This is a genomic window from Thalassotalea psychrophila (assembly GCF_031583595.1).
In the GTDB taxonomy this organism is placed as follows: Bacteria; Pseudomonadota; Gammaproteobacteria; order Enterobacterales; family Alteromonadaceae; genus Thalassotalea_A; species Thalassotalea_A psychrophila.
Genome location: NZ_CP134145.1, coordinates 996,802 through 1,020,435 on the forward strand (window position 1 = coordinate 996,802; position 23,634 = coordinate 1,020,435).

At 38.3% G+C, this 23,634-nt stretch carries 24 protein-coding genes; 13 read left to right on the forward strand and 11 right to left on the reverse strand.

All coding sequences use genetic code 11. The features are described from left to right. Positions 1–17 precede the first annotated feature (17 nt). The 3 genes from RGQ13_RS04195 (at position 18) to RGQ13_RS04205 (ending at position 1,892) form a co-directional block, all read left to right on the forward strand. On the forward strand, positions 18–788 hold the full coding sequence (locus tag RGQ13_RS04195) for a DUF4097 family beta strand repeat-containing protein (protein ID WP_348392307.1): 771 nt from the start codon (positions 18–20) through the stop codon (positions 786–788). A gap of 179 nt (positions 789–967) precedes the next feature. Then, entirely contained in the window at positions 968–1,627 is a 660-nt protein-coding gene (locus RGQ13_RS04200) for an alpha/beta hydrolase (RefSeq protein WP_348392308.1), read from the forward strand. Positions 1,628–1,643: 16 nt separating this feature from the next. Beyond that, a complete protein-coding gene (locus RGQ13_RS04205; RefSeq protein ID WP_348392309.1) occupies positions 1,644–1,892 on the forward strand; it encodes a DUF2960 domain-containing protein in 249 nt (82 codons plus the stop codon). Between the two features lie 78 nt (positions 1,893–1,970). On the opposite strand, the gene RGQ13_RS04210 is transcribed toward RGQ13_RS04205, so the two are convergent. Both RGQ13_RS04210 and RGQ13_RS04215 read right to left on the reverse strand, forming a co-directional pair. Further along, positions 1,971–2,510 carry a GNAT family N-acetyltransferase gene (locus tag RGQ13_RS04210; RefSeq protein WP_348392310.1) on the reverse strand — a complete coding sequence of 180 codons (540 nt, stop codon included), beginning with the start codon at positions 2,508–2,510 and terminating at the stop codon, positions 1,971–1,973. Next, complete coding sequence (locus tag RGQ13_RS04215) at positions 2,510–5,338, reverse strand: S9 family peptidase (protein WP_348392311.1); 2,829 nt, start codon at positions 5,336–5,338, stop codon at positions 2,510–2,512. Before RGQ13_RS04215 ends, RGQ13_RS04210 begins: the two co-directional genes overlap by 1 nt. A gap of 201 nt (positions 5,339–5,539) precedes the next feature. On the opposite strand from RGQ13_RS04215, the gene RGQ13_RS04220 reads away from it, so the two are divergent. The 7 genes from RGQ13_RS04220 (at position 5,540) to RGQ13_RS04250 (ending at position 9,232) form a co-directional block, all read left to right on the forward strand. Beyond that, positions 5,540–5,908: a hypothetical protein gene (locus RGQ13_RS04220; RefSeq protein ID WP_348392312.1), complete on the forward strand. Its 369-nt coding sequence runs from the start codon at positions 5,540–5,542 to the stop codon at positions 5,906–5,908. Between the two features lie 78 nt (positions 5,909–5,986). Continuing rightward, positions 5,987–6,373 (forward strand): ribonuclease E inhibitor RraB, encoded by a 387-nt coding sequence (locus RGQ13_RS04225; protein WP_348392313.1) that lies wholly within the window; start codon positions 5,987–5,989, stop codon positions 6,371–6,373. A 35-nt stretch (positions 6,374–6,408) separates the two neighbouring features. Then, entirely contained in the window at positions 6,409–6,639 is a 231-nt protein-coding gene (locus RGQ13_RS04230; RefSeq protein ID WP_348392314.1) for a hypothetical protein, read from the forward strand. A 29-nt stretch (positions 6,640–6,668) separates the two neighbouring features. Then, entirely contained in the window at positions 6,669–7,262 is a 594-nt protein-coding gene (locus RGQ13_RS04235; protein WP_348392315.1) for a GNAT family N-acetyltransferase, read from the forward strand. A gap of 2 nt (positions 7,263–7,264) precedes the next feature. Then, entirely contained in the window at positions 7,265–7,846 is a 582-nt protein-coding gene (locus RGQ13_RS04240; RefSeq protein ID WP_348392316.1) for an acyl carrier protein phosphodiesterase, read from the forward strand. Positions 7,847–7,943: 97 nt separating this feature from the next. Next, complete coding sequence (locus RGQ13_RS04245; protein WP_348392317.1) at positions 7,944–8,474, forward strand: hypothetical protein; 531 nt, start codon at positions 7,944–7,946, stop codon at positions 8,472–8,474. Positions 8,475–8,572: 98 nt separating this feature from the next. Then, entirely contained in the window at positions 8,573–9,232 is a 660-nt protein-coding gene (locus RGQ13_RS04250; protein ID WP_348392318.1) for a peptidylprolyl isomerase, read from the forward strand. 132 nt (positions 9,233–9,364) lie between these two features. Here RGQ13_RS04250 and RGQ13_RS04255 read toward each other — a convergent pair whose 3' ends face one another. Then, complete coding sequence (locus tag RGQ13_RS04255; RefSeq protein WP_348392319.1) at positions 9,365–10,039, reverse strand: nitroreductase family protein; 675 nt, start codon at positions 10,037–10,039, stop codon at positions 9,365–9,367. A gap of 120 nt (positions 10,040–10,159) precedes the next feature. Between RGQ13_RS04255 and RGQ13_RS04260 the strand changes: the two genes are divergently transcribed. Both RGQ13_RS04260 and RGQ13_RS04265 read left to right on the forward strand, forming a co-directional pair. Next, entirely contained in the window at positions 10,160–11,341 is a 1,182-nt protein-coding gene (locus RGQ13_RS04260; RefSeq protein ID WP_348392320.1) for an MFS transporter, read from the forward strand. 105 nt (positions 11,342–11,446) lie between these two features. Then, entirely contained in the window at positions 11,447–12,028 is a 582-nt protein-coding gene (locus RGQ13_RS04265) for an acyloxyacyl hydrolase (RefSeq protein ID WP_348392321.1), read from the forward strand. Positions 12,029–12,613: 585 nt separating this feature from the next. On the opposite strand, the gene purL is transcribed toward RGQ13_RS04265, so the two are convergent. Continuing rightward, positions 12,614–16,519 carry a phosphoribosylformylglycinamidine synthase gene (gene purL / locus RGQ13_RS04270; protein ID WP_348392322.1) on the reverse strand — a complete coding sequence of 1,302 codons (3,906 nt, stop codon included), beginning with the start codon at positions 16,517–16,519 and terminating at the stop codon, positions 12,614–12,616. Positions 16,520–16,759: 240 nt separating this feature from the next. Here purL and mltF point away from each other — a divergent pair, with 240 nt between their 5' ends. Then, on the forward strand, positions 16,760–18,190 hold the full coding sequence (gene mltF / locus RGQ13_RS04275) for a membrane-bound lytic murein transglycosylase MltF (protein ID WP_348392323.1): 1,431 nt from the start codon (positions 16,760–16,762) through the stop codon (positions 18,188–18,190). 251 nt (positions 18,191–18,441) lie between these two features. Here the strand turns inward: mltF and tadA are convergent, their stop codons facing one another. The 7 genes from tadA to RGQ13_RS04310 all read right to left on the reverse strand — a co-directional run bounded on the left by tadA (position 18,442) and on the right by RGQ13_RS04310 (position 23,627). After that, complete coding sequence (gene tadA / locus RGQ13_RS04280) at positions 18,442–18,978, reverse strand: tRNA adenosine(34) deaminase TadA (RefSeq protein ID WP_348392324.1); 537 nt, start codon at positions 18,976–18,978, stop codon at positions 18,442–18,444. A gap of 8 nt (positions 18,979–18,986) precedes the next feature. Then, positions 18,987–20,144: a radical SAM family heme chaperone HemW gene (gene hemW / locus RGQ13_RS04285; RefSeq protein WP_405054157.1), complete on the reverse strand. Its 1,158-nt coding sequence runs from the start codon at positions 20,142–20,144 to the stop codon at positions 18,987–18,989. Positions 20,145–20,171: 27 nt separating this feature from the next. Next, positions 20,172–20,762, reverse strand: coding sequence for an XTP/dITP diphosphatase (locus RGQ13_RS04290; protein ID WP_348392325.1), 591 nt, complete (start codon positions 20,760–20,762; stop codon positions 20,172–20,174). Positions 20,763–20,873: 111 nt separating this feature from the next. Beyond that, positions 20,874–21,317 carry a DUF4426 domain-containing protein gene (locus tag RGQ13_RS04295; RefSeq protein WP_348392326.1) on the reverse strand — a complete coding sequence of 148 codons (444 nt, stop codon included), beginning with the start codon at positions 21,315–21,317 and terminating at the stop codon, positions 20,874–20,876. Between the two features lie 110 nt (positions 21,318–21,427). After that, the gene (locus RGQ13_RS04300; protein ID WP_348392327.1) at positions 21,428–21,976 is read right to left on the reverse strand and encodes a YggT family protein; all 549 of its coding nucleotides are present in this window, start codon (positions 21,974–21,976) and stop codon (positions 21,428–21,430) included. A gap of 84 nt (positions 21,977–22,060) precedes the next feature. Next, positions 22,061–22,876 carry a pyrroline-5-carboxylate reductase gene (proC, locus tag RGQ13_RS04305; protein WP_348392328.1) on the reverse strand — a complete coding sequence of 272 codons (816 nt, stop codon included), beginning with the start codon at positions 22,874–22,876 and terminating at the stop codon, positions 22,061–22,063. 67 nt (positions 22,877–22,943) lie between these two features. After that, on the reverse strand, positions 22,944–23,627 hold the full coding sequence (locus RGQ13_RS04310; RefSeq protein ID WP_348392329.1) for a YggS family pyridoxal phosphate-dependent enzyme: 684 nt from the start codon (positions 23,625–23,627) through the stop codon (positions 22,944–22,946). Between the last annotated feature and the right edge of the window lie 7 nt (positions 23,628–23,634).

Sequence of the window (23,634 nt, forward strand, 5' to 3'; positions counted from 1 at the left end):
TAATTTAAGGATTTAATATGAACACGCTAAATAAATTATCACTAGTTCCTGTAATGGCATTAACCACTATGCTTGCTTTTGGCGCACAAGCCAGCGTTGAAGATACTGTCGAAAAAACATTTGAACTAAGCGGCAAAGGGCAGCTTGTTCTTGATAATGTTAACGGCGATGTAGCAATAGAAGCTTGGCAACAAACATCAGTACAAGTAACCGCTGAAATTACGGCCTCTAATCAAAAAGCTCGCGATCGTATCGATATTATAATGAAACAAAATGGTGATCGAATTACGGTTGAAACAGACTATCTCGAGCAAGATGGTAATTGGGGTAATAATAGTAATGGCGGTAGTGTTAATTATACCGTTATGGTGCCGGTAAATATTGATTTGCGCAATATCGAATTAGTAAATGGCTCTCTAACTATAAGCAATGTTTCTGGTGAGCTTAATGCCGATGTTGTAAATGGCTCTGTAGAAGCTACAGGCGTAGCGTCTAATGTTGAAATCGACTCAGTTAATGGCGGCGTAGAATTAACCTTTGCTGATAATGCGAAAAATATCGAAATTGAAGTTGAAACAGTAAATGGTGGCATTCGCTTATATGTACCTGAAAACTTTGGTGCAAATGTTGAAGCTAGTACTGGTAATGGCGCCATTAAAACCGACTTTGGCTTAGCTGGCATAAAAGGCAAATATTACGGTAACGATCTAGAAGGTAGCTTTGGTGATGCGAGCAGTGATATTGAAGTAGAAAGTGTTAATGGTTCTATTAGAATTCTAAAGAAATAAAATTAAGTTTATTTAAGCACACTATTGCTGGAGGAGGTCCCCGATGTCGCTTGAGCTCCTCGAGGATGACGGTGTCCTTTTTTACTTCTGCGAGTGTTGATAGAGTGTATTAATAGCATAGTGTTGTAGTTGGATTTTGCTGATATAATGCCGCTAACGTTAACTTAGTAGAAAGATAGATGACTTATTTAAATTGTGTTGAAGTTGAACCAAAAACAGCTGCTACTGCAAGTGTTATTTGGTTACATGGTTTAGGTGCAGATGGCCATGATTTTGAGCCGATTGTGCCAGTATTAAATTTACCAGAATCATTACCGATTCGATTCGTATTTCCACATTCACCAAAAATAGCCGTTACTATAAACGGCGGCATGGTAATGCCTGCTTGGTACGATATTTTAGATATGAGTATTGATCGTAAAGTTGATAGTGAGCAATTGAACGCCTCAGCTAAATCTGTACAAAATCTCATTGAACGTGAAATTTCTCGTGGTATTCCGGCTAACCGAATCGTTATCGCTGGTTTCTCACAAGGTGGAGCGGTAGGTTATCAAGCCGCATTAACATTTGATAAGCCTCTTGCTGGTTTAATGGCAATGTCGACTTATTTTGCCACAAAAGATGATATTGAAATATCATCTGCCAACAAAGAAATCGATATTGCAGTAATGCATGGCACACAAGATCCTGTGGTTAGCCCGGTATTAGGCGAACAAGCTGTTAGTGCGCTTAAAGGTAAAGGCTTTAATCCAAGTTATCAAACGTATCCTATGCCTCATGCTGTCTGCCAAGAGCAAATAGCCGATGTGTCTGCTTGGTTACAGCAAAAATTAAACTAAGAAGGTATTAAAATTTATGGCTAGACAAGTTACTTACGTTTTTAAAGGTAAGCGTAAGACTATACCTTTTTCATTCAGTTTGTTTCACGATATGTATGAAGCTGCAGCTGCCGCTGAAAATGTCGATATAAAAAGCTTTCTTGCAATGGAGCAACAACTCGCATTAACGTCGAGAGGGCAAGGGATTTCTAAAAATTTTCGTCAAAAAGAGTTTGTCCGTATGGGGTTTACAGAAATTAAGTTTGTTCGCGACGAAGAAGCTTAGTACTAAAAAACACAGAAATTAAAGGGGCTATTAGCCCCTTTAATTTTACGAAAGAATTTCTTATTTTGTTGATGAAAGCTAATTAGCGTTCACCTGATAATACACTTCATTAATACCACCTAAAGGACCTTTATGTAGTTCGGTTTTCAGATAAACCATGCCAAGCTTTTTCATGATGTTAATAGAGCCAATGTTACCTTCATCAGCACTAGCGGTAAAAAATTCAGCCTTACCTCGTTGTGCTAATGCAATTTTTACCTGCTGTGCAGCTTCAAAACCATAACCTTTGCCCCAAGAAGTTTGCTTAAAGCGCCAGCCCAATTCTAGGTTGTTCCATAATGGTTTTTTATTAAAAAAGTCAACCGGCCTTACTAATACCCAACCAATAAATTCACCGGTTTCAGAAATGTTTACTTGCCATAAACCCCAACCGTCGCTGGGTTTACGATAAGCATTTATACGAGGGATAAACCTGTTGTTAATATCATCCCAAGTAGAAGGCTTACCACCATTTATAAACTGCATTACTTGTGGATCTTGATCCAATTCAAACAGTAATTCACCATCGTTTTCATCCATAAGACGAAAGCTTAAGCGCGCAGAGCTTTCAACATTCATTATTTTCTCTCTCGGTAAGCTTCACCTTCAACCATCCATTTAGCAGCTGGAGCACCTTTTAAGTAGTGGTCAAAATACTGTTTCATTTTAATGGTATAGTCGACTTTATTGGGGTACTTTTTCAGGTGGTGGGGTTCCCCTTCATACTGCAATAAAATTACGTTCTTTTCAAGGCGGCGCATTGCCATATACATTTCCACACCTTGTTGCCATGGAACAGCATCATCAATATCGCCAAACTGCATTAATAATGGTGTTGTAATTCGGTCAGCAAAAAATACTGGTGAGTTTTCAATGTATAAATCTCTACGTTCAAACAAGCTGGCGCCAATTCGACTTTGACCTTGCTCATATTGGAACTGTCTTGCTAAACCTGTACCTAAGCGAATGCCTGAGTACGCACTGGTCATGTTTGATACTGGCGCACCTGATACTGCTGCGGCAAAAATATCGGTTTCAGTGATGGCGTGCAATGTTTGGTAACCACTCCAACTGTGGCCATGTAAGCCAATTGCCTTAGGATCGGCAACACCCATGTCGATGATTTTTTGCAAGCCTGGCAAAATAGATTTGTTGGTAGAATGTCCTGGTGTGCCCACTTCAAAATGTACATCAGGTAAGAACACTGCATAACCATTTGAGGTATAAAATGGGAAATTAGGTCTATGATTAACTTTCATCGCATTAAATTCATACATGCGTTGAGAGAAACGTCGGTAGTAATAAACAACAACAGGGTATTGCATACCTTCAACGTAGTTAGCTGGCTTAATCAATACACCTTGATGCTTCACTCCCATGTTTGAACGCCATTCTACTAATTCAGACTGGCCCCATAAAAACTCATCTTTTTGCGGGTTAACATTAGTAAGCTTTTTAGTGTTAGCTAAATTTAAGTCAGCTACCCAAACGTCAGGGAATTCATTAAAATCTTCTTGTGTATATAATAATTTATCAGCCTTTTTTGCCTTTGCGATAAATTTGAATTTTTTATTCTCTTCTAATAGTTTTGTTAACTTAGAGTTTTCTAAATTAAGCCGATAAAAACCAAAGTTTTTCATTTCATCAGAATAGCTAGTTAACAGTAAACGTTGATCATCCTTAAAGTAGTCTTGTTCATCATCAAGCTTGTTAATTCTAAATTGTAATGAGTTAGGGCGACCCATTTCACAAGTTAAGCATTTAGCATCGTCACCATCAGTTTGTAATAACCAAATATCAAATTTGTCATACACTAAAATACCATCATCATCTTTTAACCAGCCGGCAATGCCGTAACCTGGTACTTTACTTGGGTAGTCATGATCTTCATCAGCAAAACTAACAGGCAAACCTTTAGTGATATTACGCTTTTTGTTTTTACTTCGGTCATAAACCCAAACGTTTTCATTCTCATAAAACGCTGCAAAGCGACCAGACTCACTCAACTTTACATCGGTATAGCTGCTTAGTTTATTAGCAACTAATGATTTTTTACCGTTGTCTAAATCAACAATGTAGATATCGCTAAAAAAGCCTTCCCAGGTTCTTAATTTACGATAATTTAAATCAGTCTTAGCAATTACCGCGTGCTCATTATTGCTAGCCTTTACAGAGATCAGTTTTTGATCAGCCAAGCGCACAAGCTTATTATCATCTACATGGTAAACCGCAGTGAAGAATGATTTTTTATCTTTACCCAATTGATACTTTTCATTGGTTTTGATCAATGGATCTTCACCATGCCAAATTTGTAAGTTACGACCTTCTGTTAGCTTTTCAATATTGTATAAGTCATCAATCGATTCTGGTTTGGTATCAATTTTGGCTAACTTCTCAACCACAGGCTTAAAACCAAAAAATAAACGTTCATCGTCAAGCGACCAAGTTAATTTGTTGGTTTGTGGAACGTACCAACTAGCTGCTTGCTTATCGTTAGTTTTGATAGTTTTTATTTTGTTGTTATTACTTTGCCATATTTTCACCGTATGGGTGCGTTCATCTTTCTCTTGGCTAAAGTCACCTTGTAAAAAAGCAACTTTATTACTTTCTTCATTCCAACTAAAGCCATTAAAGCTTGTGTTAGCTTTGCTTACTAAATTACTTGCTTTGTTGGTTTTTACATTTAACGCTTTTAGTGAGTTTTCAACGCCGTCTTGGGTTGAAATGCTATAAACTAAACTAGGTGTTTTCTTCGAGAAAGAAAAACCATCAACATTTTCGATTACTTGTTGTTCGCCAGTCTCAAGATTTACTAAGGTTAAACTTTTATTGATGCGCTTAGCATTAAATAATTTTGTTTCGTCTTTTTCGTCTATTTCATCACTTTTATCAGTGTCAGTTGTTATTTCAGTTTCGTCTTTATCTTCTGCTTTTGGCATTTCAGATAAAAATGCAACATAACCAAATCTATCACTTAACTGAAATGCTTCAACGTTATTAAACGTAACTCTGGCACCACTGGCTAAGGTGATAATTTCCAGATTATTTTTAAGTTTCTTTTTTGCTTTTTTATCGGCTTGCTCTTTAGCCATCAAAGTTGGGGTGATGGTGATAGCGGCAAATCGACCATCGACTGAAATAACACCTTTTGAGCCATGTTCAATTTGGTACTCTGTGGCACTAGTGGTTGCTTTCAGGTGAAAGCTATTTTCACCTCTATCGGGCTGAGCGCTGTAAGCAAGCCATTTTCCATCGTCACTTAGTTGTGGCTTAACAATCTGCTTAAATTTCATTATGTCCGTAACTTCTAATGGACGTTGTTCAGCATTTAGGTTTGGTATTATTGCAAAGGCAAATGACAGCACAAGTGCTGTTTTGCTCAGTGTTTTAGTAAGCGATAAATTCATAGTATTTTTATATGTATCCAATTTGTAATGATTATCACTGTATTTACTCAACTAAATCAATAGTTAGTTAGTCCGGTAGCCATTTTTAAGCGGTAAAGAGCAGTAATGCAGGATTAATTTAGTTAAACTATACAAAGCGACACCTTCTTCCCGTACTTGTTGCGGGATCTGATGAAAAGTTAAAATAAAAAGGTCAGTGTTATGTTTAATCGCACACAATTAATTGGTAATTGGCACCGTAGTGAAAAGAATGATGAGGAAAGCTTTAGCGAGTTTGCTCAGCTTTTTGCCGATGGAACTTTTGTCTTTACTTTTTATACTTATAACATCGATGGTACGTTACTTGAAGAAGTAAGTGAGCAAGGCGATTGGGGCTTGGTTGGTGATATTCACTTTACCATTACCAAGGCTGAAATCTTAAATAAACAGCAATATCCTGCCAATATGGAAGACGAAGATAATTACCAAGTTTATCAAATCAATCAAATAAATGACGATTCATTTACTTATCAACATATCTTAACTGGTGAAAGCTTTACTCTGTCTAGGGTACAGGAAAGTACTAACTAAATTAAAAAAAGCTGCTAAACTTTTATATAGATACCGGATATATGTGGTTCCAGTTAATGACTATAAAAAGGTAGTTAAATGATGGATAGAACCGATAAAGTTCATAGTGTTGAGCGAGATGTAGCTAAATTTCCAACCGACCCTAATGGCAATATGTTATGGCATATGGCGCAAGAAGGTGATGACTTAAATAGGCCAAGAGAAATTCAATTTTCGGTGATTTTCTTAACGCAAGAATTGGCTTTGAAATTTGGTCGTACACTATTGGCTAACAATCAAAAACTATCATTTTGCCCATATTTAGGAAATCCTGAGTATCCTTGGGAGGTTACCGCTTATCCAGAAATGGAGGCGAGTTATAGTAATATAATCAGTTATCAAATGCTGCTGGAAACTGAAGCTCGAAAATATGATGGTATTTATGACGGTTGGTATTGTTTACCGCAAGCGAATAAATTAAGTTAGGTAATATATACATTTATAATTTCACAGAAGAAATCATGTCAGAAGTAGATTTTTCCAAACTTAATAAAATTACCGCCAAATCATTTAATGATCAAAAAGCCATTATTAAAAAAGTTATGCTAGGCCGAGAGGTTAAATGTAAAGTTTGCCAAAAAGCCCTAATCTTAGTACCTCCTACTAGTAGTAAATCATCTGCAAAAGCAACACCTCAATCTGGTATATATTGTCCAAATGGCTGTACCGACATCGAACTTGATATGATCTAAATTTTTAAATTACAGATAAATATTTCAATATGCTTATTACCATTAGAACTGCACACATTAACGACGCCGATCCTGCAATAAATTATATACTTAGCTCGGGTCCTTTAGCTTTTAATTATGTGTTTAATCAACCGTTGAAATTTTTAAATGAAAGCTTTTTGCGTGGCCGGAGTCAATTCGGCTTTCAAAATCATCATGTTGCCATACTTAATGAACAGGTAGTCGGCAGCATTGCCTGCTTTGATCGTAATGAAGCACAAAGTATGGAAATTGGCTGTATTCTAGATATGCTTAAGTATTATCGCTGGCGATTTCCAGCTGCTGCAATTAGAGGTTTACGCTTCGAACGAATAGTACCTAAACCAGTAAAGCATAGTTTGTACATTGCCCATTTGGGCGTAGATGAGCATTGTCGCGGTCAAGGGGTTGGTAAACAACTAATCTCATGGGCTATAGATAAAGCACGTAAACAGGGTTATCAATCTGTATCACTTGATGTTGCTAAATCTAATCCAAAAGCCGAGAAATTATATTTATCGTTAGGGTTTCAGCAAATTGCTTATCGAAAATCATCAATTACTGGAATTTCTGATCACGCAACCCTCTTGTACAACTTGAGATAACCTTGAATTATTTAGCTCACCTTTACTTTGCCAAACCGAATAAATACTCATTGGCAGGCAATTTAATGGGGGATTTTACCAAAGGTGTAGATTTAAGTTTATTACCTGAGTCTGTTCTAAATGGTATTCATAACCACAGAGTCATTGATAAATATACCGATAATCACCAGAGCGTAAGAGCACTTAAGACCTTGTTAACAGCTGAACGAAAGAGATTTTCTGCAGTGATTTCAGATGTGGTCTTCGATCATTTTCTTGCCCGTCACTGGGATAAATTTAGTCAGCAATCATTTGCTCAATTTAGACAAAGCAGTTATCAACAACTTTCATTAGTTACAAACATAATGCCAGAACGAATGCGCTTTACCGTTGAAAAAATGATAGCTCAGGATTGGCTCCGTTCGTATCAAAATATCAACCATACTGGCAAGGCGATAGATTCAATTTCTCGGCGAATAAGGTTTGAAAATAATTTATCAGGCGCAATTGATGAAGTGAAAATGCATTACGGAGAATATGAATCGGCTTTTTTAGAGTTTTTCCCTCAGCTGCAATCCTATATGTTAAGCAACAGCAAAGAATAAAAAGCATCAAATAGACCGATTAACTAAAACCTAAGCAGAGATTTTAGTTCAACGACTTTGTTAAAGTATCATTTTAATCGCCAGAAAATAGTATTGTATGTGTGCTAAGAACTTCAATTTAGAACAATTTATTGCTGATGCCCGAAAAGCTGCCATTAGCGAAAACCCGATCAATGCAGCAGAGACGTTGATGCAAACTACTGTTGCTGATTGTAAAGGTGTTATTGCTAATATGCCGGCAATTGCAGAATGTGAAAGAATGTTGTTTGAAGATGAAACGGTATCTATATGGTATTGCCGCTTTGAGCCAAATTTGATTGTTCCTGCTCATGATCATCAAATGCATGTTGTTGTCGGCGTGTATCAAGGTATTGAAGAACACAGTTTTTTTGATAACAGTAATGGTGAATATAAAGAAGTTAAGTCGTTGAACATAGGTGCAGCACAGGTAACTAAGCTGAGCCCTAATCAAATACATACTGTTACTGCCACTAAAACTGCAAGTCACGCTTTACACATTTACCTTGGTAAATTATCTACTGTTGAACGCTCTTTATTCGAATTTGAGAGTGGTAATGAAATTCCATTTTCAGTAGAAAATTACGAGAAGCTGGCACAAGTAAACTAGTTAATATTTAATCCAAAAAGCTAATAGTGAATACACATAGTGTATTTTTTGAAATTGTTTTATATACTTGAGCGATTCAAAAAATTAAGAAAAATATTATGAAAGCATTTACTAAGAAAATTGGCTATGTATACGCATTTGCCATTGGCGCTTTAATTATTGGCACTTTAGTTGATAATGATCCTGCGTTGAAATCTATCGACACATTTATTACCGAGCAAAACATCGATAAGTCGGTGCCTAAATGGAAGGAGCAATTACCTAAGCCTCCACAGGTTAACTTCGCAGAAAATAAAACTTATTTTTGGGAACTGGTAACTAATAAAGGGCCGGTGACTATAGAGTTATTTCCACAATATGCACCTATGCATGTTTCAAGTACGATTTACTTAACCCAATTAGGGTTTTACGATGACTTAAAATTTCATCGAGTTATCCCAGGTTTTATGGCGCAAGGTGGCGATCCAAAAGGTACTGGCCGCGGTAACCCTGGTTTTAAGTACCAAGGCGAATTCCATGACGACGCAAGCCACTCTAAACCGGGTATGTTATCAATGGCAAATGCAGGGCCAAATACTGATGGTTCGCAATTTTTTATTACCTTTAAGGAAACTCGTTTCCTAGATGGACGTCATACCGTATTTGGTCAAGTTGTTGATGGTATGGATACGTTACAAGAGTTTGAAAAACTAGGCAGTCAAAGTGGACGTCCAAGTGAAGAATTGTTGATAATGACGGCTGCTATTGCCGTAAAATAAAGTTACTGTAATCACCAAATATACTCGTTGTTTACTTTAATTAGTATTAAGCAACGAGTATTTTTTACTTCAAGGAAGAAGGAATGCAAATAGCCAAGGGGGCAATAGATTTGTAATGTCTTTTAATAGATATTACATAAATGTTGCGATGTCATCAAATGGCTTTTTAACTTGTGCATGTTTAGGCACTGTTGCATCAATATCTGGATAGCCGGCAATTAATAACATATAAGCTCTGTCATTATCGCCACGCTGACAAATTTTATTTAAAAATGACATAGGTTTTGGCGTATGAGTAAGTGTTGCCAAACCAGAGTTATGCAGTGCATTAATTAAAAAGCCCGTAGCAATACCAACTGATTCATGCACATAGTAATTAGTATTTCTATCTTCCGCATCTAAACCACCACGCTTTTGACTAAATATTGCAATTAACCATGGCGCTTTTTCTAGGTATGGTTTGCTAGCATCTGTGCCCAGTGGTTTTAATGCGTCAAGCCATTCTTCGCCGGCTCTACCATCATAAAAACCTTGCTCATGCAGTTCAGCTTGTTCTCTAATTTGCTGTTTAATTTCACTCGAATGTATGGCAACAAAATGCCATGGCTGATGGTTTGCTCCACTTGGAGCTGTTGCTGCAGCTTTGATGCAGTTTTCAATAACAGCTCTATCGACATTGCGTTCACTAAACTTACGAACAGAATGACGACGTTTAATATCGTTATAAAATAGCTCCGAGCGCTTTAGCATTTCATTTTCTGGATATTCTATATAGTCACTTAACGGTGAGCAGTCATGATCTTTCATACACTATTCTCATATTATCTAGTTACATTTAGTCTTAGCATAGCGGTCGGTATCGTTATCAATCAAGTAAAAAATTTGTTAATCTACGCATTAATTACCACTCTGAAGTTATAAGCATTTATGTCAGTGCAATCTCAAATTCATCATCCCTGGAAAACACCGTTTGTGTTTTTAGTTTTATCGTCCGTGGTAATGACCCTGGCGTTTTCTGGTTGGATGGCGATGTTGAATAATTTCACCATTGAAGTGGCCAACTTTAGTGGTGCAGAAATAGGCATGCTGCAGTCCTTTCGTGAAATTCCCGGCTTTCTCGCTTTCACCGCTATTTTTTTATTGTTAATAATGAAAGAGCAAACCTTTGCGCTAGCTTCGCTGTGTTTATTAACTATTGGAGTCTCGGTAACTGGTTATTTCCCGTCGGAATATGGCTTATATGCGACAACGGTGATTATGTCGATAGGGTTTCATTATTACGAAACAGTAAACCAATCATTAAGCTTGCAGTGGTTTTCTAAAGAAGAAGCGCCAGAAAAACTCGGCAAACTTATTTCAATAAAATCTATAGCAGCATTAGTTGTATACGGTTTTATTTGGTTAGCGTTTAGTTACTTCTCCATGGAATTTAAAAATGCTTATGTCATTCTTGGCGGTTTAGGCTTAGGTATAACGTTATGGATGTGGATGTTTATGCCGCATTTTCCTGAAAAAGTAACTCAGCATAAAAAAATAATTCTTCGAAAACGTTATTCATTATATTACTTGCTAACTTTTTTAAGTGGCGCACGCCGACAAATTTTTGTTGTATTTGCTGGTTTTATGATGGTTGAAAAGTTCGGCTATTCAGTGGCCGATATTACTCTTTTGTACATGCTCAATCATTTACTTAATATTTATATCGCGCCAAAAATAGGTGCATGGATCGGCCGTGTTGGTGAACGTAAAGCATTAACATTCGAGTACATTGGTTTAATTCTAGTTTTTAGCGGTTATGCGCTAGTTGAAAATGCCAACATTGCTGCCGGCTTGTATGTGATTGATCATGTATTTTTTGCCATGGCTATTGCCATTAAAACTTATTTTCAAAAGATAGCAGATCCTAAAGATATCGCCTCGAACGCTGGGGTGAGTTTTTCAATAAACCACATTGCTGCAGTAGTGATCCCGGCAAGCTTTGGTTTGTTGTGGTTATATAGTCCGAGCTTAGTGTTTTATGCTGGTGCTGGACTTGCTGCCTGTTCATTAATTGCCAGTCAGTGGGTGAATACTAATGCAGAGAAAAAGCCTCTGGAAGTGGTTTCATAGTTTTTGTCTAGGACGTAAATGCCTGTTGTTACTTGAAATAACGGTTTTTATGTCCATAATCTATAAATTACAATACCTGTCACTGTAATTTCATTAGGTGAAAATATGTTGTCAGCAAGATGTTTATCACACCATTTAATTTCTTTTTCACTGCTGCTGAGTTGCACTGGTTGTCTACTTGCTTCCTGTTTTAGCTATTGTGCAGAAATGGATTTACAGAGCTTCAGTATTCGTGCTCGCGTTTCTGAGGATACAATGCTGGGTAAAGATGCGCCGGAAGATTTTGAAGCGTACGATGTATCTTTGAACTTCGACCTACCTTGGAAAAACTATTCAATGTCGGGCTGGGGTATAGGCACGAATTTGATGGCAAGCAGTGGAATTTTGCGGGGAGCGGGTAAAAATGCTCTCGTTGTTTCTCTCACCCCTGAATTGATCTTGGGGACTGAAGACAGGCGATTTATTGTGGACTTGGGGGCAGGTGGAGCACTGTTCAGCAGACATCGCTTTGGGACGCAGGATTATGGCGGGCCTTTCCAGTTTGTCCTTACGGTGGGCGTCGCTGTTCCGCTCTACAAAAAACTGAGGCTGGGTTATCGATTTTTACACTATTCCGATGCCGGCGTTAATGGTTCAGATACTATAGGGGCAGATTTTCACATGATCATGTTCATTTATAGATTTTGATCATCAACGGCTCTCTCCGTCATGGTTGGGTAAAAGCCAGTACTAAATTCGGCCTGTTATTGAAGAGATTAATTTATTTTTAAGTATCAATATATCTGGAGGGGGTCCCTCATCTCGCTCTGCTCGACAATTGCTCCTGCATTGTTCTAACTACGTGCATCCATGCACTAGTCGTGGGGGATGACGTTGTATTTTTTCTATCAATATATGAGTATCAAAAAAGGCGCCATCAAGGCGCCTTCTGTATTCCGATAAATTCGTTGTTTAACCAACAAACTTACGAGCGTTACGGAACATTCTCACCCATGGAGAATCTTCTAGCCATTCGTCCTAGGTTCAGCGCCAAGAGTTAGCTTTTGTTAATGGCATAAAAAAAGCCAGAGATGTTAATCACTGGCTTTCTAAAATTTTTCTATGTATTACTATTAACCAACAAACTTACGAGCGTTACGGAACATTCTCACCCATGGAGAATCTTCTAGCCATTCGTCCTAGGTTCAGCGCCAAGAGTTAGCTTTTGTTAATGGCATAAAAAAGCCAGAGATGTTAATCACTGGCTTTCTAAAATTTTCCTATGTATTACTATTAACCAACAAACTTACGAGCGTTACGGAACATTCTCACCCATGGAGAATCTTCTAGCCATTCGTCAGGATGCCAAGAGTTAGCAACCGTTCTAAATACACGCTCAGGATGTGGCATCATAATCGTTACTCGACCATCGGTAGTTGTTAGTGAAGTAATACCATCTGGCGAACCGTTAGGGTTTGATGGGTATGTTTCAGTAACTTGACCGTAGTTATCAACATAACGTACAGATACAGTACCAGAATCGTTGGCAGCACCAATTGCTTCTTCAGATTTAAATTCAGCATGACCTTCACCGTGTGACACAGCAATTGGCATACGTGAACCTTCCATACCTTTAAAGAAGATAGATGGAGATTCTTGAATTTCAACTAAAGAGAAACGTGCTTCAAAACGCTCTGATTTGTTTTGTACAAAGTGTGGCCATAAATCTGCACCAGGAATGATTTCTTTTAAGTTAGAAAGCATCTGACAACCATTACACACACCTAATGAGAACGTGTCTTCACGATGGAAGAAGGTACGGAACATTTCGCGAACATCATCATGGAACAATATTGATTTAGCCCAGCCTTCACCAGCGCCTAATACATCACCGTAAGAGAAACCACCACAAGCAACTAGTCCTTTAAAGTCAGCTAAGTCTACACGACCAGCTAAAACGTCAGACATATGAACATCAATAGTTAAGAAGCCAGCACGGTCAAATGACGCTGCCATTTCAACGTGTGAGTTAACACCTTGCTCACGTAAAATTGCAACTTTCGGATTAGATTCATTTATTGCATCTTTTGCTATATGCTCTGCAACAATATCTTCATTTAAATCGAAAGTTAGTTCCGTGTTTAAACCAGGATCTTCTGTATCAAATTTGAGTGCATGTTCTTGTTCTGCACAATCTGGGTTGTCACGTAAAGACTGCATTTTAAATGTTGTTTCTGCCCAAACCGTACGATAGTAAGTACGAGAATTAGCTAATACTTCTGTCCCATCTCGGCTGAAACGAATAAAGTCTTCATTATTGATGCGGCCAATATCAGTGAAACAATCCTGAATACCAAACTCTTCAATAATTGCGTGGATTGCATCAACATCGTCTTCACGAATTTGAATAACCGCACCCAGCTCTTCATTAAACAATACGCTTAAATCATCACCGGCAAGTTTTGAAATATCAATATCAACACCAGTGTGGCCAGCAAATGCCATTTCAACAACGGTAGTAAATAAACCGCCGTCACTGCGGTCATGGTAAGCAAGAAGCTTTTCTTCGCTTACTAAGCGCTGCATTGCGTTAAAGAAATTCTTTAATACTTCAGGGCTATCTACGTCTGGCGTAGTTTGACCTAATTGTTTGTAAACCTGCGCGATACATGAACCACCTAAACGATTCTTACCTTTTGATAAATCAATAGCAACAATGCGACTATCGCCTTTATCTGTACGTAGCTCTGGTGTAACCGTTTTGCGAATATCTTCTACACGACCAAAGGCAGTGATTACCAAAGACATTGGTGAGGTAACTGATTTATCTTCACCGTTTTCATTCCACTTGGTTTTCATACTCATTGAGTCTTTACCAACCGGAATAGTTAAACCTAACGCCGGACAAAGCTCTTCACCAATTGCATGAACCGCTTCATATAAACCAGCATCTTCACCAGGGTGACCTGCGGCCGACATCCAGTTAGCAGATAACTTAATGCGATTTAAATCGCCAATGTCAGTACCGGCAATATTTGTTAACGACTCTGCTACTGCTAAACGAGCAGATGCGCCAAAGTTCAATAATGCCACAGGTGTTCTTTCACCAAGTGCCATTGCTTCACCGTGGTAAGTGTCTAATGCTGCAGCAGTAACACCACAATCGGCAACAGGAACCTGCCAAGGGCCAACCATTTGGTCACGGTTAACCATACCCGTAACAGTACGATCACCAATAGTGATTAAGAATGTTTTCTCTGCAACAGTCGGTAGACGTAAAATACGATCAGCGGCATCTTCTAGCTTAATATCATTTAACTTAAGCTCAGCGCCAGTTTCAGTTAAACGCTCTACATCACGATGAAGCTTCGGTGTTTTACCTAATAAAAGATCAAGCGATAAATCGATAGGGCTGTTATCAAAATGGCTATCAGTAACGGTTAAGTGCTCTTCTTCAGTAGCATAACCCACAACAGCAAATGGCGCTCGTTCACGTTCACAAATTGCTCTGAACTCATCCATGCGTTCTGGTGCTATTGCCATAACATAACGTTCTTGTGACTCGTTACACCAAATTTCAAGTGGCGACATGCTGCGTTCATCGTTTGGTACATTACGAAGTTCAAAGTTACCACCACGGCCACCATCAGAAACTAGTTCTGGGAATGCGTTTGATAAACCACCAGCACCAACATCGTGAATGAATAAAATTGGGTTGTCATCGCCAAGTTGCCAACAACGGTCAATAACTTCCTGACAACGTCGTTCCATTTCAGGGTTTTCACGCTGAACAGAGGCAAAGTCTAAGTTTTCAGCAGACTGACCAGAAGCCATACTTGAGGCTGCTGAACCACCAAGACCAATGTTCATTGCCGGACCACCTAAAGCAACTAAGTTAGCGCCAACAACAATCTCGCCTTTTTGTACGTGTTCGTCACGAATGTTACCTAAACCACCGGCAATCATGATTGGTTTGTGATAACCACGAACTTCCAAACCATTAAATGATTGTACTTGTTCTTCATAAGTACGGAAGTAACCTAAAATTGCCGGACGACCAAATTCATTGTTAAATGCTGCGCCGCCTAATGGGCCTTCCATCATAATGTCAAAAGCAGTAACGATGCGCTCAGGTTTACCAAAGTTTGTTTCCCATGGTTGTTCAAAACCTGGAATACGTAGATTTGAAACACTGAAACCAACTAAGCCAGCTTTTGGTTTAGAACCAATACCAGTAGCACCCTCATCTCGAATTTCACCACCAGAACCTGTAGCGGCGCCAGGGTAAGGAGAAATAGCAGTAGGGTGATTATGCGTTTCAACTTTCATTAATATTTGAATGTCTTCTTGCGTGTACTCATAAGCTTTAGTTTCTGGGTTAGCAAAAAAACGTCCTGCTTCAGAGCCGACCATAACTGCAGCGTTATCAGAATATGCACTTAAAACGTAATCACCATTTAATTCATGAGTGTTACGGATCATTTTAAATAATGATTTTGGCTGTTTTTGGCCATCAATGGTCCAGTCAGCATTAAATATTTTATGACGACAATGCTCAGAGTTCGCTTGTGCGAACATGTATAATTCGATATCGGTCGGGTTACGGCCTAAACTGGTGAAGTTTTCTAATAAGTAATCAATTTCATCGCTAGAAATTGCTAAACCTAACTCTACGTTAGCTGTTTCTAATGCCTCTCGGCCACCAGCGAGTAAATCAACTGTTGTGTATTCAGTCGGTTCAGCAGTTGCAAATAACGTGTTAGCGTCATTAATATCAGTAAAAATCACTTCCATCATGCGGTCATGAATTAAGTTAGCAAGTTGTGCTGTTTGCTCTGCTGTTAACTCACTACTGGTTTGAATGTAGTAAGCCATACCACGCTCTAAACGGATGATGTTTGTTAAACCACAATTGTGAGCAATATCAGTAGACTTTGAAGACCAAGGTGAAATAGTACCTGGGCGTGGTGTTACTAATAGAAACGTACCTGCTGGCTCATGCTCTTCGATACTTGGGCCATAGGTTAATAATTTTTCCAGCTTGTTTAGTTCATCACTGCTTAATGCTTCACTGTTGTGTGAAAAATGCATAAATTCAGCGTAAACGTCTGTTACAGGAAGATTTAATTGCTCACATTGTGAAAGCAATTTACTAATTCTGAAATCGGAAAGCGCAGGTGCGCCGCGTAAGATTTCCATAGAGGTAGTCACCATAGTTATATTAATATCAATTCCATTAAATTTCTGAACTTACAAAGGGTTAAGAAATGCAATGGAATTGTTACTTTAAAACGATTGTTTTTCGTACATATTTTATTGGTTTTTCGCGCGCATTATAAAAGAATTAGCACCATTTAGTAAGTGCAAAACAGATTGTTTATAAACTAAATTAAAAAAAGACTGTAAAAAATGTACAAATGACTTCACAATGAAATTGATATGAAAAAAATACTCTATAAATTTAAAAACATAGCGTCGTCTTTAACAAGTTTATTAGTTGTTACAGTTTTTCTGTTAACTGCTTGTTCAAATGATAATGAGCCAACTGATTTACAGCAAATTGTTAAACGCGGAACGTTAAAAGTAGGGACATTATTTGGTCCTAACAGTTACTACCTAGGTGCTACCGGACCACGTGGGTTTGAATTTGAATTAGCACAAGCTTATGCAGATTATTTGGGAGTAGAGTTAGAAATAGTACCAAGTTATACCTTAAATGAATTATTCCCTAAGATAGACAATGGTGATGTTGATATCCTTGCTGCCGGTTTATCAGTGACTCCAGAGCGTCTTACTAAATATCGATTCACCCCAAGTTACGCTGACGTCAGTCAAAAGTTAGTATTCAAACAGGGGCGCGAATGGCCACGTAAAATAGAAGATTTTTCTGGTAGTTTGAAAGTCGCTGAACATTCTAGTCATGCCGAAAATTTACAAACACTAAAAGTCGAACACCCTAATTTATCCTGGACTGTAACCGACGAATTTGATTCAGATGAGTTGCTGCTAGAAGTGCTGGAAGACCGTTTAGATTTTACCATTGCTGACAGTAATTCCTTGGCCATTAATCGTCGCTATTATCCTGAAATTAGTGTCGCTTTTACCATTCAACAACCAAAACCCATTGCCTGGGTTCTAAGTAAGGAAGGTGACGATGCTTTGCTTGCCTCTCTGGTCGAATTTTTTGGTGAAGCTCACCATGATGGCACTATTTTAACACTTGAAGATAAGTACTATGGTCACATTCAAGAATTTAATTATGTTGATACTCGTACCTTTATTGCAGCAGTAGAAAGTAAACTGCCGAAATATCGTCCTATATTTGAACGTCATGGTGTAGAAATGGACTGGCGATTTTTGGCTGCAATTAGTTATCAAGAATCTCATTGGGACCCCCATGCTCGCTCTTATACGGGGGTTCGAGGTATGATGATGTTAACGTTGCCAACGGCTAAACAAATGGGTGTTAAAAGCAGGCTTGATGCCGAACAAAGCATACAAGGCGGGGCAAAATATTTCTTGCAGTTAATCAACCGCATTCCAGCACGCATTAAAAACCCTGATCGCAAATGGTTTGCTTTAGCTGCATATAATGTTGGTTGGGGGCATATGGAAGATGCAAGAGTGATCACTGAACGCCGCGGCGGCGATCCTGATCGCTGGGTTGACGTTAAAGAATCTTTACCCTTGTTAAAACAACGAAAATATTATAAAAATACTAAGTACGGTTATGCCCGTGGTGATGAACCGGTACGTTACGTAGAAAATATTCGTGCTTACTACGACACGCTTTTATTTTTAGAAAAAGATGAAAGTGCGCCAGATGAGCCCGAACCCGTTGTAGAAGAAAGCAATACTGATGCTAGTTAAAGCCAATTTGATTAATTTGGTATAAGACCGGTGTTTAATAATAATAATAAGTAGATAACCGACATAAAATTTTTATTTATGACCGGTATATTTACAGCAAAATATAGTGAAAGTATAAATTATGCGTCCTAGATCTTGTAAAAACAACCAACGTCGTCGCCAATTAAAAGCCTGTAATCGTAAAGTTAATGCTCGTTATCGAGTATTTTTCAGAGCAGTTCTGTTGAACTCGGAACCAATAAAATAAAGAATTAAAGTAAGCCTAATTTATTAGTCGCTTTAGCTGCTTTTTTCTCTTTACGTCTGCGTTTAAAAAAAGCAGACAGCATAGTGCTGCACTCTTCTTGCAATATCCCTGAAGTTACTGCAACTTGATGGTTTAATTTTTCATTATTAGTTAAGTTGAACACACTACCACAAGAGCCTGTTTTTAAATCGCTGGCTGCAAATACCAAGCGATTTATTCGGCTATGTACCAACAAACCTGCGCACATCGGGCAGGGCTCTAAAGTGACATATAAAGTACAATCCAGCATCCGGTAGTTTTCCATATTTGGACCGGCTGCTCGTATGGCCTGCATCTCGGCGTGAGCTGAAGGATCATGTAACTGTATCGATTGATTCCAACCTTTAGCGATCACTTCACCATTACAGACTAAAACAGCACCGACAGGGATCTCTCCTTCTGACTCAGCTTTTTCAGCAAGCAATATGGCTTGGCGCATATAGGCTTGATCAATTTCTAATTGTGACACTGTGCTTTCTTCTATACTGCTCATATCATTCATGGGTAATGTTAAAGGAAAATACTCAGTAAATCATTTAAGTAACGATGACCTTGGTGGCTTACTTGCCAATAACCATTGCTTTCTTCAACTAATTGTTTATTTTTTGCTGTTTGTAACCCGTCAATTACGGTCTCTCGTGATAACCCCGTAGCCGCTTCATAATCCTCTAAACTAAAAGGCTTAAACAAACGTAATCGGTTCATCAGATATTCAAAAGGACGTTCAGCATCGGGCACAGTATGTATTTGATCAAGGTGCTCTCGTTCATCATCCATATATCCTTTTGGATGTTTTACTTTAACCGTTCGATATATCTCATTCTCTGCTGACATCGAAATTTTGCCATGGGCACCACAACCAATACCTAAGTAATCACCATTTTGCCAGTAGTTAAGATTATGCTGACATTGATATTCATCGCCTTTACTAAATGCCGATATTTCATATTGCTTATAGCCCGCGTTAGCTAAAAGCTCAAAACCTTGCTCTTGAATATCCCATAGTACATCATCATCAGGCAATGTTGGCGGTTTTGAATAGAACGAGGTATTCGGCTCTATGGTTAATTGATACCAAGATAAATGCTTTGGCTCTAACGCAATTGCTTGCCTTAAATCATCTAAAGCACCTTCGATAGATTGCTGCTCAAGGCCGTGCATTAAATCTAAATTAAAGCTGTTAATACCACAACCTTGGGCAATCTGCGCTGCGCGCACGGCTTGTTCACTGTCATGAATACGGCCTAGCTTGATTAACTTATCTGAAGAAAAACTTTGCACGCCAATGGAAATTCTATTCACTCCTGCTTGATAAAAGCCTTCAAACTTTCCTGCTTCAACGGTGCCCGGGTTTGCCTCTAAAGTAACTTCAACTTGAAAACTAGGGTCAGAGTCAGGTTTAAAGCGTTTAAATACTTCTTTGAGTAATTGCTCAATCGCGTCGCTACTAAACAAGCTTGGCGTGCCTCCACCAATAAAAATAGAGTGCAAAGGACGGTCAATATTAAACCGGGAAATATCAGCATCCAAGTCGGCAAGTAAGTGACGAATGTAAGCTTGTTCGTCGATATCTGCCTTAAGTGCATGTGAATTAAAATCACAATAAGGGCATTTTTGCACACACCAAGGGATGTGAATATAGAGTGATAATGGTGGTGATATCAACAAAGCTTTAATCTCAACAATCGAATTTCATTATATATTAAAGCTTTGCAGCAACTTAGCTAACGCTTTACCACGATGGCTTAGTTGGTTTTTAAGCTCTCTTGGTAATTGTGCTGATGTCATGTCATGATCTTTTAGCCAAAATAAAGGATCATAGCCAAAACCATGTTCCCCATGTTTTTCTGTGATTATTTCACCTTCCCAACTGCCTTGGCAAATAATTGGTGTTGGGTCGTCGCTATGACGCATATATACAATTACACACTGGAAGCGCGCGGTACGTAGTGATGTTTCAACACCATCTAAAGCGGCTAATAATTTAGTGTTATTAGCTTTGTCATTACCGTTTTCACCTGCATAGCGAGATGAATAAATACCAGGAGCACCTTTTAAGAAATCAACCTCTAAGCCTGAGTCGTCGGCAATTGCCGGTAAACCGGTGATCTTTGCTGCATGACGAGCTTTGATTATGGCATTTTCAACAAAAGTTGTACCTGTTTCAGCAACTTCAGGTACGTTAAAATCACTTTGTGGCACAATTTCAATTTCATGCTCACTTAGTATTTCAGAGAATTCTTTTACTTTGCCTTTGTTACCTGTGGCTAAAACGATTTTGTTCATTAATGGCTACCGTGAATATTGAAAAACTGTAGAGTTTTAGGTATTAAAAAAGCGGCATTATACCGCTTTTTTGATGATCCTGATAAAAGATTTTAGAATATCAACTTGATATCATTGCTTCACATAAAATTTTTGCTGAAACTGCAAACGATGTTCTTTGCCATTATTGTTAATTAAAATATCAAAACGATAGGTCTCATCATTGGGATATTTAACTGTAGTGATGTAGTAAATGGCACTACCTTCTTTAATTTCATCAAACTCTAATGTCATTGGTTGACCAATTAAGTTTGTTGCTTTGCCTGAAATACCAACCTTAAGGGCAGGGTTACCTTCTTGGCCAGTATCAAGTACTGATATATTGACAAAACCACGATAGCTACTGCGCTCAATACCATAGGTTTTAGCAATGTCAGGTTGTAATATTGTCGTTGGCAGGCCAATGTAATGAACTTCTAAGTCATCAAATTTTTTCATATTTTCAGCAATAGCAAAGCTGCTAAAACCTAGAAGTACAAAAATCAGTAATATATTTTTAGTAATAAATTTAAACATAAGCCCTCTCTTGATAGGGGTGTGTTACAAACAGCAATACTGTTAATTATAGTCGCTCTATAAAAATAGACCGTATATATAAATAAGTGCTTACAGCGGCTTATTTAAATTTACAAGTAATGCCAAATAGGGAGCAGACTGCCGATAAAAATATTAATCACATTTAGTGCTAAAAATGCCACTAAAACAGATAAATCAATACCACCTAAGTCAGGTAAAATTTTACGAATAGGTCGTAAAAATGGCTCGGTAAGTTGATGAAATACCATTTGTGCAGGGCTACGACTTTGTACAACCCAGCTCATTAATGCCATAACCAACATGATCACAAACAATAACGTACCACTTTGCTTAATTAAAAATAGAAAGCTAATAAACAGTAATGACACTATTTCGATAGCTTGACCGCCAATTAAGGCTAAAACAGAATATTTTGTACAGCTAATAATAAAAGCGACCAATAGTGTCGCCATATCTATGCCTGCTAGGCCAGGCACAATCTTTCTAAATGGGATAACAACAGGGTTAGTTGCTTTCACCACAAATTGACTAAATGGGTTATAAAAATCGGCTCGTGCCGCTTGTAGCCAAACTCTTAACACCAAAATCATTAAATAGGCGTCAAAAACAAAATTCAGCAAATATACTAACGCTTCCATGAATACTCCAAATAAAAGCTCAAACTGTGAAAAATAAATTAATCATATACTAAGAATAACTTCTTTGTATTACTATCAACTAAACTAATTGTTACTGGTTGTTATTTCAATGGAACGCTGCTTTGCCGCGTCCATTGCATTATCAACTAAATCATCAAGGTTACCCACTTTAAATACATTCAATGCTGCTTGCGTAGTGCCACCTTTTGATGTTACGTTTTCTCGTAATGTCGCTATTGAATCTGTATTTTGGATAACCATTTGCGCTGCGCCAACTGCTGTTTGTTGTACCAGTTCACGGGCAATTTTTTCACTAAAACCAAATTCCATGGCTTTGTTTTGCATGGCTTCCATAAAGGCGAAGAAATATGCCGGACCTGAGGCAGAAACAGCCAGCAAGTCATCAATTTCTGCTTCGCTTTGTAGCCATAAGACTTTACCAATACCGTTTAGTAATGAATTGGTAAATTCCTCATCATCAGAATTTATCGCGCTATTGGCAAACACTCCAGTCATTCCTATACCAAGCTGAGAAGGGGTATTTGGCATACAGCGGATAATAGCCGTGCTATCACCTAACTCAGATTGCATTTGTTGCAGACTAATGCCTGCGGCCACCGAAATAAAACATTTATTGGATAAATCAACGTGTGCGGCGATCTCACGACAAACCTGTTTAATAAAGTGAGGTTTTACTCCTAACACAATAACATCAGCAAAATTGGCGGCTTTAATATTGTCTTCGCTTTGCTGTATGCCATATTGCTGAGCTAACGCTTCACGTTTTGGCGCACTAGGGTTACTCACCATAATGTCATTAGCAGAGAAACCTTGGTTGACCATGCCAATTAAGATACTGCTGTTCATATTACCAGCGCCAATAAATGCGACTTTTTTCATTATACTTCCTGATCGTTAAACAATTAATCTGTAAAATTTATAGTTCCTAGTTCCTAGTTCCTAGTTCCTAGTTCCTAGCCCCAAATATCGCCGTACCAACGCGTATCATCGTACTACCGCAGTTAATGGCAATATTCATATCATTACTCATCCCCATCGACAGGGTATCTACACTTGGATATTGGTGCTGCAATTCATTAAACAAGGTTTGCATCTTAATAAAGCTTTGCTTGGTTACTTCATCATCGCCTTTAGCTGGTATTGCCATTAAGCCTCGCAGGGTTAAATTAGCACAATTGTTGATAAATTCAGCTAACTCGGCAACGTCATTAATCACGGCCCCTGATTTACTTTCTTCACCGCTAATATTCACTTGTAAACAAACGTTTAACGGGATAATGTTACTATCACGTTGTTCATTAAGGCGTTTTGCTGTTTTCATCCGGTCTATAGAATGGACCCAAGCAACATTTTCAGCAATTTGTCGGGTTTTATTGCTCTGAATAGGGCCAATAAAATGCCAGGTGATATCAGTTAAATGGGCAAGTTGCTGTACTTTTTCAACAGTCTCTTGCACGTAATTCTCACCAAAGTGGCGCTGCCCGGCATCATACGCCTGTTGAATTAAATTTATAGGTTTCGTTTTACTAACAGCCAACAAGCTCACAGCATCAGATGAGCGATTGGCATTTTTGCTGGCGTTAATAATATCTTGGTGTATTGCCTGGAGTTTGTCAGCGATATTGGTCATTTTTTTA